The organism is Flagellimonas sp. ABD4_174, assembly GCF_056160185.1.
The window spans coordinates 2,467,714-2,480,136 of sequence record NZ_JBSWWP010000001.1 but is presented as its reverse complement, the minus strand read 5'-3'; the positions used below and the strand labels follow the sequence as shown (position 1 = coordinate 2,480,136).

The window sequence follows — 12,423 nt, the reverse complement described above, 5'->3', positions numbered from 1 at the left end:
AAACCTTTAGAAACCAAAAAACTTAAATTACTAACTAGACTAATTCAATTATGAAAAAAACCAAGACTATATGTGCCATAGTTCCTAAACTCGGGCAAAAATTGCTTTATGGATTTTTCCTGCTCTTTATGTTTGGGCAAGTCAATGCAGCGTCTTGCGCGCAATATGATAAAGTGGCCGCGAACTTTGATGACACACGATTGAGTGATGTGTTCGAAACCATCACAGAAACAACAGGTTATAAGTTCTTTTATGAGGCCACCGAGGTCAACATAAACCGAAAAGTAACCGTAAACGGTGCAAATCTTTGCATCGAGGATTTCTTAAAAGAGGTATTTAAAGGTACCGACCTTTCCTTTGAGATCATTGCTAGACAAATAGTGGTGAAAAAGAAAGAAAAGACTTTGAAAAGCCTAGTTCCACAAAAGAAGATCAATGCTGAAAATCCACCACAGTCCAACTTAACCGGGGTTGTATTGGATAATGCAGGAATTCCGTTGGCAGGAGCTACCATTATAGCAAAGGGTACCACGGTTGGGGCTACTACGGATTTTGATGGTAATTTCGAAATTACCATGCCATCCGGTGTAACGGTAATCAGAGTTACCTACATTGGTTTTAAGGCAAAAGAAGTCGATGTTGCCGGACAAACTTCCGTTAATATCACCCTGGAACAAGATGCCGCCGCTCTAGAAGAGGTAGTAGTTGTTGGATACGGTACATTGGCAAAGAAAAAAGTAACCGGGTCTGTGGTTTCCATTACTCCGGAAACCATAACCGAAGTACCGGCTCTGACTCCGGAAAGCGCCCTTATTGGACAAGTAACAGGTGTTCAGGTGCAAGAAGTTTCTGGTGAACCAGGTGCTGCACCGAATATTCGAGTTAGGGGTTCGGGATCCATTTCTGCGGGAAACGATCCATTGTTCGTGGTAGATGGGATTCCTATTTCGCGAAACCTTACATCATCTAGTCAATTGGGTGGGGTGGCAAGCCAAAGAGCTGCGTTTCAGCCTCCAACAATTAACCCATTGGCAACCTTGAACCCAAATGATATTGAGTCTATCCAAGTATTGAAAGATGCCAGTGCCGCTGCCATTTATGGTTCAAGAGGTGGTAACGGTGTTCTTTTGATCACTACAAAAAAAGGATCTAACAATGATGAAGGAGTTTTTTCCTTTGATTCTTATGTGAGTATTCAATCGGTAGCCAACAAATTGGATTTGATGAATGCCGAGGAACTCATAGATTTTACGAGAGATGCAAGAAACAATGCGTATCTTCAGGATGTTCCGGGAGCATCTGTCGATGATCCGATCGGACCTGGCGACAGAGGGAATGCTAATTATGAGATGCCGGAATCATTCCTTAACTGGGATGGAACCGATACCGATTGGCAAGATATTATGTTCAAGACAGGGGTAGTGCAGAGCTATAACTTTTCCTATGCATCACCAGTAAGAAATAAAACTAGTTTTTACGCTTCTACAGGATATTTTTCGCAAACTGGTATTATTGACAAGGCCAAGTTTGAAAGGTATTCCGTATTGTTGAACGTAAATTCCCAATTAACGGAAAAACTGAACCTTGACCTAAGATTGGCTCCTACGGTGACAGAGAACCAAAGGGTTCCGGCAAATTCACCATATTTTGGAACACCTCCGGGAATTGTATATTCCGGTATAGTTCACTCGCCAACAGTTGCTCCATACAATCCCGATGGAACAATCAACCAGCTGAACAACCAGTCTTATTTAGGAGGAGGTACAACTACAGCGAGTAACCCATTGGCCATTATTGAAGCGGTGGATGATCAAATATTCCAGTTTCAAACAAGAGGTAATCTTGCCTTGACCTATGATATTCTTCCGGAATTAAGCTTCAAGACCTTTGGTGGGGTTTACATCAACCTATACAACCAAGATTTTTACAGGGCCAGTACGTTGTTATATCGTAATTCGGCAGATGGGAATCCATACGGACAAGCATCTTCTTCTACGGAGACCAACTGGTTGTGGGAGAACACCTTGAACTGGACCAAGGAGTTCGGCGATCACTATATAGACGCAGTAGTTGGTTATACAGCGCAAAAGGACAATGTACACCTGAAAAGTGTTTTGGCCAACAATTATCCGGACGATCTTGTGCCGACCGTTAGTGGTGGACAGGTGTATGGCGGTACTGCCATTAAAGAGCAGTGGTCTTTATTGTCCAGCTTGTTTAGGGTGAATTATAGTTACAAGGATAAATATTTGTTTACTGGAACTTTCCGTTCCGATAAATCTTCTCGTTTTGGTAAAAACAACCAAACAGGATACTTCCCTTCCTTTTCTTTGGGATGGAGATTGAACGAAGAGGACTTTTTGGCGGATTCAGAAACTATATCCGAACTTAAATTGCGTGCCAGCTGGGGACAAACAGGTAACTTTGAGATTCCAAATTATGGGGCTGTTGGTCTTTTATCGCCTCAGAACTATAACCTTGGAGGAAACCAAATCAATGGTCTTGTACAGAGCACAATTCCAAACCCAAACCTAACTTGGGAAAAATCCGAGCAAATAGATTTAGGTATAGAATTAGGGTTGTTCAACAACAGAGTTTTCCTTTTGGCCGATTACTACGACACCAAAACAAGGGATTTGTTGCTTAACGTGGCCATTTCTTCAGTTTCTGGTTTCGAGACCACTTTAAGAAATTTGGGAGAAGTACAAAACAGAGGTTTTGAACTTGCTTTGAGCACCAAGAACTTTGTAGGTGAGGATTTTACTTGGAATACCGATGTTAATTTCTCCACCAACAAAAACGAAGTACTTTCCCTGAACGAGGGCAATGAGCCTATTTATTCTTCAGGTAGTGCGGGGGTACGACACGTAACCAGGGTAGGTGATCCTATCGGTAGCTACTATGGTTATGTAGTGGACGGAGTATATCAATCCCAAGCTGAGATTGATGCTGCACCATTCGATACACAAGCGCCCGATCCAGCACCTGGGGATTTCCGATTCAAGGATATCGATGGTGACGGAGAGATCACTCCAGATGATAGAACCGTAACAGGAAGTTACTTCCCGGATTTTAACTGGGGTATTAACAACAGGCTGACCTACAAGAACATCGATTTCAGTTTCTTGATTCAAGGTGTGGAAGGCAATGAAATTCTAAACCTGACTTCAAGACACATGAAGAACGGTGAGGCCAACTTTAACTCCTATGCCATATTCAATGACCGTTGGATATCGGAATCCCAACCAGGAAGCGGTTCTGTGCCAAGGGCGGATAGGGTATCCGGAAATCACGGTAACAACAATAGACCTTCTTCTTTTCAAGTAGAGGACGGTTCTTATGTTCGATTAAGAAATGTAACCTTGGGTTACACTTTGCCGACCGATAAGTTTTTTGGAAGCAAAATTCAGAAACTTAGGTTCTATGTTACGGGAACAAACCTCTTTACCATTACCGATTACCTCGGTTATAACCCAGAGGTTAGTAGCATTACCACGAATAGTTTAACCCCTGGGGAGGACTATGGAGCATTTCCATTGGCTAAATCCTTTACCTTGGGCGTAAACCTTAAGTTCTAACCTAAAAACTGAGAAAAATGAAACGAATTCTATATATAATGCTATGCACGGCACTATTTACCGGGTGTAGTGAAGATTTTACCGATCTAGCACCAATTTCCAATAGGAACGAGGCGGACTTCTATAACACTGCGGATGATTTTGAAGCCGCTGTTACCGCCAGTTATGCCGGTCTTCAAAGCACTGGTGTATATGGTAGAGGGTATTGGACCATGTTCGAGATGCGAAGCGATAATACAGATCAAGGTCCGGATGCTACCGGATTGGCACGTCAGTATACCGAAATAAATGCATTTACCGAAGACGCCTTGAACGAGCAGGTTACCTCTGCATGGAGCGAATCTTATAGGGTAATAGCCAATTGTAACGTTATCTTGGATCGTATTCCAAATGTTGAGTTGGACGCAGCATTTAGTGATCAACTTGCTGGTGAAGCATTGTTTATTCGATCTTTAATGTATTACCATTTGGCAATCGGTTTTGGTAATATTCCCTTGCAGTTGACGCCATTTGTGGCTGGAGACGAGCTTACGCAAGTGGACGAAACCACAGTGCTACAACAATTGGTCACCGACTTGACCACTGCAGAACAAGGTTTGCCAGTATCCTACAGCGGAAGCGAAGTGGGTAAAGCGACCAAGGGAGCTGCAGCAACATTGTTGGCCAAAGTATTGTTGACATTGGGCGAAAATTCCGCAGCAGAAACCGTGCTCAGAAGAATCATTGCCAACTATGGTTACGAATTAGTACCAAATTATTCGGATCTATGGGGCGTGTCCAACGAGAACAACGCAGAGTCCATTTTCGAAGTGCAGTATATTAGTGGAGGAATTGGTCAAGGTAGTTTGTTTACCAACGATTTTTCACCAAGTACCGATCTGCAGACCGGATCTGGTTTTGGTAGAAACCGTCCCACGCAATCTATGATGGATGCTTACGAAGATGGAGATTTGAGATACGATGTTTCCATGGCAGCTACTTACGAAAACCTTGAAGGTGAAACCGTTGAGCAGCTACATGTGAAGAAATATCAATCTGATTTGGCCATAGAAAACGATTCTGATATCAATTTTGTGGTGTTCCGTTATGCCGATGTATTGTTGATGCTTGCCGAAGCTTTGGGTGAAACATCAGAAAGCTACGATTTGATAAATGAAGTTAGAAATAGAGCAGGATTGGCAGATATCGATGCATCCAGCCCAGGAACTTTTGAAGAAAAGTTGTTGCAGGAAAGAAGAGTTGAACTCGCTTTTGAAAACCATCGATGGGCAGACCTTAAGCGTTTCAATGCCATTGACAAAGTTATCGATGCAGAGGACTTTATAACAGGCACAAGAGAATATTTCTATATCCCACAAAGGGAGATGGACATCAATCCAAATTTTGTGCAAAACTAAAGATCGACAACGAAGTATTCGTGAGTTTATGTTTTGTTTTCATTCATTAAGTTAGTTTGTTTGATCAGTCCCAAACCATGGATTACCTACTTATACCTATGGATGATCAACTAACTTAAAGTGTTGAAAAAGAATAGTGTAGTTGCTTTTTTATAAAGCGACCAGGAACAGAATTGTAAAATAATAACCTAATAAATAAAATAGTAAGATGAGAAAGTTAATTATGGCTGTTTGCCTATGCTTTGCCGTGGCAACATTGCAGGCACAACAAAAAAAAGTGTTGAATATTCTGGCCATCGGAGCACACCCGGATGATTGTGATTCCAAATTTGGTGGAACTGCAGCTTTGTTCGCTAAAATGGGACACAATGTAAAGTTCCTATCGTTGACCAATGGTGATGCAGGCCACCATGCAATGGGAGGCGGTATTTTAGGTAAAAAGCGAAGACAAGAATCTGTAAATGCCGCTAAGGCATTGGGCATTGCAGAGTACGAAGTATTGGACAATCACGATGGTGAATTGTTGCCTACTTTAAATGTTCGTTTGGAGGTAATCCGCAGAATACGTGATTGGAACGCAGATATTGTTTTGGGCCTTAGACCCAACGATTATCACCCAGACCATAGAAATGCAGGTTCAGTGGTACAAGATGCAGCTTACATGAACATAGTTCCCAATGTAGCTCCCGATACCCCACCACTAAAAAAGAACCCGGTATTCCTTTACATGAGCGATCATTTCCAAAAGCCTTATCCATTCATAAAGGATATAGCGGTAATTGTGGACGATGTAATCGATGTAAAAGTAAAAGGTTTGGCAGCTCACGATTCCCAGATGTTCGAATGGTTGCCTTGGACAAGAGGTGTAGACCTTTCTACCATACCAACAGAGGAAAAAGCAAGATTGGCATGGCTAAAAGAAAGATGGATGGACAGAAAACCGGATGCAAGCACATTGGAAGCTGTTAAAAAATGGTACCCAAATGTAGATGTGTCAAAAGTTAAACAAGTAGAGGTTTTCGAAATTTGTGAATACGGAAAGCAACCTACCGAAGAGGAAATCAAAGAAATGTTCCCAATGTTGGGTACTAAATAAGAAAATAGGCATTGACCACCCAGGAAAAATCCAAGTGTAATTAACCAACCAATTAAAATGGAGAACAGCAAGCCCACGACCAAAAGGTATATACATATTATAGGCTTGGTAATGATCGTATTTTTTGTGATATCGTTCATTACTAATATCCTTAATTCTATTATCGTTGATGTAAAGGACAGTTTTGACCTTAGTCTTACATTGACAGGATTATTGCCTTTCACCTTTTTTATAGCCTATGGGATTATGTCCATACCGGCCGGGTTTTTATCAGAAAAATACAGTGAACGGACACTACTATCCGTTTCATTTTTGGTCATGGCGCTTGCTTCCCTGGGTTTTGCCCTATTACCGCAATACGCTGTTTTTAGTATTACCCTTTTTGTATTGGGTTGTTGTATGGCCGTATTGCAGGTTATTATCAATCCAATGTTGCGCGTAGCGGGTGGCGAAGAGCATTTTGCCTTCAACTCGGTACTGGCACAATTGGTATTTGGTGCAGCCTCCTTTTTAAGTCCCTATTTGTACAAATATTTGGTGAGCAAGGACAACACGGACGATACCTTGGCAGAAACATTGCGCGGATGGGTCCCACAAGATTTACCATGGGCCTCATTGTATATCGTTTTTGCAGCAATCGCATTGATCTTGTTCTTTTATGTATTCTTTACCAAGTATCCGAAGTTTGAAAAAACGGAAGAGGAAAAAGCTGGGGACCGTAGTTCTTACTGGGACCTTTTAAAAAATAAATGGACCATACTTTACTTCCTGGGAATATTTTGTTACGTGGGAACGGAACAAGGGGTAGGTAACTGGATATCACAGTTCCTAAGTCAATATCATGGACTGGATCCACAAACGGTAGGTGCGAATACAGTATCCTATTTCTGGGCAATGTTGACCGTAGGCTGTTTACTGGGCTTGTTATTGCTCAAGTTTATGGATAGCCGAAAACTCTTGATTTTGGCCACGTCCATTACCATAATATGCTTGGTGGTGGCACTTACTGGTTCCGCCCAAATGGCATTGATCGGCTTCCCAATGGTAGGCTTCTTTATCTCTGTAATGTATTCCATAATATTCTCATTGGCCTTGAATTCGGTCAAGGAACATCATGGATCATTATCCGGAATTTTATGTACCGGTATAGCTGGTGGAGCCGTAATACCCTTCATCGTTGGAGGGCTAGGGGAAATCATGTCCCTACAATCGGGAATGTTCTTTCTGATCATTCCTTTGGGCTTTATCCTATCTATCGGATTTTGGGCCAAACCTTTAGTAAACAATAAAACCATCAGCTTAAAGAAAGACTAGTGGCAGAAGAAACACGAACAGTTTTGGGAGTGGATATCGGAGGAACCAAGATCAAAACAGGTAGGGTTTTGGGAACACACGTGGAACGGACAGGTTTTTCCATGGTGGATAAAAATGATTCCCTGGAAACTTCACTGGCCAAATTATACGAAACCATTGAAGAAGTGATGAACGACTCCGTTACCGCCATTGGCGTAGGTGTGCCGGCAGTGGTCGATGCAGATTCCGGCGTGGTGTTCGATGTACAGAACATTCCATCTTGGAAAAAAGTACCATTAAAGCAACTCTTACAGGATAAGTTCAATGTACCAGTTTTCTTAAACAACGATGCCAATTGTTTTGCATTGGGAGAAAAGCATTTTGGAAAAGCTACCGATTATAAAAATTGTGTAGCCCTTTCCTTGGGAACCGGTCTCGGTATGGGAATCATAATAGAAAATAAATTGTACAACGGAGTTTTGTGTGGTGCGGGGGAAGTTGGAATGCTATCGTACAAAGATGGAATTTTGGAACAGTACACCGGCAGTTTCTTTTTTGAAGATGCCTATGGTACATCTGCAAGAATTCTCTACGCAAAAGCTTTGGAAAATGATATAAAAGCTATCGCCGCCTTTAAAGAATATGGTATGCATCTGGGCGAAGCGATAAAGAACATATTGTATTTGTTTGCTCCGGAAGCCATAATTCTAGGTGGCTCCATAAGTAAAGCCCATCCTCTATTTAAATCCGCATTGGACGATGCGCTCAAAACATTCGCATACCAAAAGCAATTAGAAAATTTTAAAATAGAAATCTCGGATCTGGTGGATTCGCCCATCTTGGGTGCTGCTGCACTTTGTCTTTAAAAAAATAACCTTACTGAACCAATGAGAATATTACTAACACTAGTTCTGGCATGCTTGCTGCTTCAATCCTGTGCTGAACCCAAAGTAGCGGGAAATCAGCTGAGCATTACAGTCGAAAACAATAAAAAAGGGGCGCCCATAACTTTAGGGATACCTTTTCCAAAAGGAGAATTATACTCAGTGGACCATATTCGTTTACTGACATCAGATGGTACCGAAATCCCGTGCCAGACCACAGAAGTGAGTACTTGGGGACCTATCGATGATAGTATAAAATGGGTGTGGGTATTTTTCTTCTCCGAAGAAACCACAGATTATGTGTTGGAGTATGGTGACGGAGTTGTACCAATGCGTCCTACGGAAAAAATAATATCGGCCAACAACATGAGGCCAAGTGGTGGAATCGAAGTAAATACGGGAGCCATTTCCTTTAACATTCATAAAAAAGGGGACGGATTTTTGGATGAAGTCTTTTTAGATTCCAACAACGACGGCGAATTTTCAGAGAAAGAGCTGATTGCATCTTCACCGGGCAGTAATAGAGGTTCTTTTTTCGATTTACTCGATGATGCAGGTATCGATTCATCCAAAGCTGTGATCAATGAAGTGTTCCGCGAAAAAGGCTCAGGTCCAATGCATTCCATTTTTAGGGTAGAGGGAACCTATACCTTCAGTAGGGACGATAACAACTTATCGCCTTTTACCATCTGGCTGCACGCATATGCAGGAAAAAGTTACATAAAAGTGTTGCATACCATGACGTATACCGGAGTTCCGGATAAGCACAAAATTCAGGAAGGGGAGCACGCAAATATTGCCACACAGAAAGAAAAAATTATTTCGGAGAACACAGCCGACGACGAAGGTTGGACCCAGCCCAATGATCAAATAGCAGGAATTGGACTTCAGTTAAAATATCATTTGGACGAAAATGCAACCGTTTCCATGCCATTGCAAGAAGGCTCTTGGAAGAATGATAACGCTCCATCAACAATGAAAGAGACGGGTCTCGATGGCTCATCCATACAATTGCTACAAAAAGGACCGGCCAAAAAAAGTCCACCTACCTTAAGGGATGTTTATCTGGGCCAAGCCACAAAAAATAGTGATGGTGCAAACAAAATAGACGAAGAATTCCAGGCAACGGTAACCCAAGGAACAGAAGAAGTCGCCAAATCACAAAGAGCCAAAGGTTGGTTGAACGTAACAGATGGCAAAAGGGGAATTGGCGTAGGGATACGGAACTTTATGAAAGAATATCCCAAAGGGATAAAAGTAGATCCCGCCAATAATTTGCTTTTGGGAAGCATTTGGCCGGAAGAGAATGGGCCCATGAGCTTTGAAAGACACCATACGGCCATGGACGGCGGAATGTTGTCCAATTTTGCCCAAGGGATAACCAAAACTACCGAGTTCATATATTACTTCCACGACAACAAGAACGACGTTGCCGAAAAAATGGATTATGTAGTCGAAAGCCCAGTTGCACACGCCACACCGGAGTGGTACACCAATTCCAAGGTGTATGGCAATATGGCACCGGCATCATCCGAACATACTGAGTTCGAAAATGCCCTTCAATATAGATATCAATGGTGGGCCTACAACCAAAAAAATCAGCCATGGTACGGCATGTTCAACTATGGTGATGGAAAAACCTATTACTATAACGGCCATTGGGTACAGTGGACCAACAACGAGCCCACAGTGGATTTTATGTTGTGGACCAACTTTATGCGAACGGGCGACCCCAAGTATTTTGAACTGGCCCAAGCCATGAGCAGACATACCATGGATGTGGACAACATACACTGGCCCAAAAAACGCACATACTATGGTCAGATCAACGATGCCATCGACTTTTGGAACTTTGAGGATGAGCCGGAATCCACACCTTATTTGGGTATTGGTAGAAGACATGCCGCAGAACACTGGTATTCGTTATTAAGTGCACACGTTTGGATTCAGGGTTGGATCGCCGATTACTATCTAACAGGCGACCATAGAGCCTTGGAAGTAGCTAAAATGACAGGAGACACTTACATTAACCGAATATGGGGTGAACACGATTTGCGAGGTAGAAGGTTGTATTTGTCCGTACTCAATATGGTTGAGTTGTACGATGCCACAAAATTGCAGAAATATAAGGATGAGCTGGACGATAGGGTACGATTAATGCTCGAATTCCAAGAACGCCAAGGCGGAAACCTATTGTTGGATAGATATGGATATTCCCAGCCCTATGTGGCGCAAGGACTGTATAAATATCAACAGATTACAAGTGATGAAAAAGTACGCAAGGCCCTATTGAAGCACGCCAGATGGGTGCGCGATGTACCTCCATTGAACCACGAAATGGAATCGTATTTGGCTACCATTTACCCTCTATTGCTAGGTTATGAGATAAGTGGACAGCAAAGCTACTTGGACGAAGCCTTGGCAAGGGCTGAAATACTTAAAGTAGGAGAATTACCAAAATCACCCGACGAATACGAATCAACAGAAGACTATAGTAAAGACCTTTTGGGAATATCCAATCTGCCCATGAGCAAGGGACGATTTACCAATTGGCAGACCAACCAAGGACTGCGTGTTTTTGGATGGACACATGCATATAACATTCCTTATTTACTATACTGGATGGATAAGGAAAATATCGACTAAATCTAGTAATCTTCGGAAGGGGGTGGTGTAGCTTTAGGGCCACCATCCCTTTTTTATTTGCACAAAAACTAACTATCCAACTCCTATGTCCTACAAGAAATTCGGCCTGGTATTAGGCCCGCTACTTTTTATCCTGATTCAGTTATTCTTTAAAGATGAAACACTCTCCGTACAGGGCAAAAACGTGCTGGCGGCCACCGTGTGGATTGGAGTATGGTGGGTTTTTGAAGTGTTGCCCATTGCGGTCACCGCTTTATTGCCCATACTAATGTTCCCCCTTTTGGATGCTGTTGCATTGAGCGATACCACTGCGAGCTATGGGCACAAGTATGTTTTTCTGTTTATGGGTGGTTTTATTTTGGCGGCAGCCATTGAAAAGTGGAACCTTCATAAGAGGATAGCATTGCAGATCATTAAAACCATCGGAACCAATATGTACACCATTGTATTGGGATTTATGGTGGCCACTGCGTTTCTTTCCATGTGGATCTCCAATACGGCAACAACCGTAATGGTAATCCCAATGGCCGTTTCCATTGTAAAACAATTAAAGGACAATCCGGATACACCAGAGGATGAAAATAAAATATTCAGTAAATTATTAATGCTGGCCATTGCCTATGCCGCTTCGATCGGTGGGATTGCAACTTTAATTGGAACACCCCCAAATTTGGTATTTGCCGGATTCGTTCAGAAGACCTACGGCGTGGATATTAGCTTTTGGCAATGGATGAAATATGGACTGCCCGTATCTTCTATACTTTTAATACTGGCCTGGCTTTATCTTACTCGAATTGCATTTCCTTTAAAACAGACCCGGTTTCCAGGGGGCAAAGAAGAAATAAATAGGCTATTGGCCGAATTGGGACCCTTGGGAACAGAAGAAAAGCGGGTATTGTTCGTTTTTGTGTTCACGGCCTTTTGTTGGATCACAAGATCGTTCTTGTTACAGCAGTTTATGCCCAATATGGACGATACCATTATAGCCATAGGTGCAGCCATTATCCTTTTTATGATTCCGGCCAATAAAACAGGGGAGCCCTTGATTAACTGGAGAGAAGCGGTACAAATACCATGGGGAATCATATTATTGTTTGGTGGAGGTATGGCAATTGCAAAAGGATTTCAGGATACTGGTTTGGCCAACTATCTTGGTGGACAAATGACGGTTTTTGAAAGCTTGCCATTGTTCGTTTTACTGCTTTTGATCATAACCTGTGTAAACTTTTTGACCGAAGTTACCTCAAATTTGGCCACCACCGCCATGATGCTGCCCGTACTGGCACCGTTGGCGATAACGCTTGGCGTAAACCCTTATTTATTAATGGTCGCGTGTACTTCGGCCGCATCTTGTGCATTTATGCTTCCTGTGGCCACACCCCCCAATGCTGTGGTATTTGGTTCGGGCTATCTACGTATACAGGATATGGTACGAACCGGATTTTTAATGAATATATTGTCCATAATAATTATGGCAATTGCGGTATTCTTTGTTTTGCCATACCTGTGGGGGCTCTAATCGGCCCAAT

Annotated in this window: 7 protein-coding genes; all 7 read left to right on the top strand. The window is 42.4% G+C overall.

Going from position 1 to position 12,423, the window contains the following annotated elements:
* Window positions 1-50 precede the first annotated feature (50 nt).
* The 7 genes from ACXAFK_RS10955 to ACXAFK_RS10925 all read left to right on the top strand — a co-directional run bounded on the left by ACXAFK_RS10955 (window position 51) and on the right by ACXAFK_RS10925 (window position 12,413).
* Entirely contained in the window at window positions 51-3,578 is a 3,528-nt protein-coding gene (locus ACXAFK_RS10955) for a TonB-dependent receptor (protein ID WP_252079320.1), read from the top strand.
* A 17-nt stretch (window positions 3,579-3,595) separates the two neighbouring features.
* Window positions 3,596-4,975, top strand: a complete 1,380-nt coding sequence (locus ACXAFK_RS10950) for a RagB/SusD family nutrient uptake outer membrane protein (protein ID WP_474957781.1) — start codon at window positions 3,596-3,598, stop codon at window positions 4,973-4,975.
* A 208-nt stretch (window positions 4,976-5,183) separates the two neighbouring features.
* On the top strand, window positions 5,184-6,071 hold the full coding sequence (locus ACXAFK_RS10945) for a PIG-L deacetylase family protein (protein ID WP_474957780.1): 888 nt from the start codon (window positions 5,184-5,186) through the stop codon (window positions 6,069-6,071).
* A gap of 57 nt (window positions 6,072-6,128) precedes the next feature.
* The gene (locus ACXAFK_RS10940; protein WP_252079322.1) at window positions 6,129-7,385 is read left to right on the top strand and encodes an MFS transporter; all 1,257 of its coding nucleotides are present in this window, start codon (window positions 6,129-6,131) and stop codon (window positions 7,383-7,385) included.
* A complete protein-coding gene (locus ACXAFK_RS10935; protein ID WP_474957779.1) occupies window positions 7,385-8,230 on the top strand; it encodes an ROK family protein in 846 nt (281 codons plus the stop codon). Before ACXAFK_RS10940 ends, ACXAFK_RS10935 begins: the two co-directional genes overlap by 1 nt.
* Before the next feature lie 21 nt (window positions 8,231-8,251).
* Window positions 8,252-10,894 (top strand): exo-rhamnogalacturonan lyase family protein, encoded by a 2,643-nt coding sequence (locus ACXAFK_RS10930; RefSeq protein ID WP_474957778.1) that lies wholly within the window; start codon window positions 8,252-8,254, stop codon window positions 10,892-10,894.
* Window positions 10,895-10,979: 85 nt separating this feature from the next.
* Entirely contained in the window at window positions 10,980-12,413 is a 1,434-nt protein-coding gene (locus tag ACXAFK_RS10925; RefSeq protein ID WP_338194151.1) for an SLC13 family permease, read from the top strand.
* Window positions 12,414-12,423 lie beyond the last annotated feature (10 nt).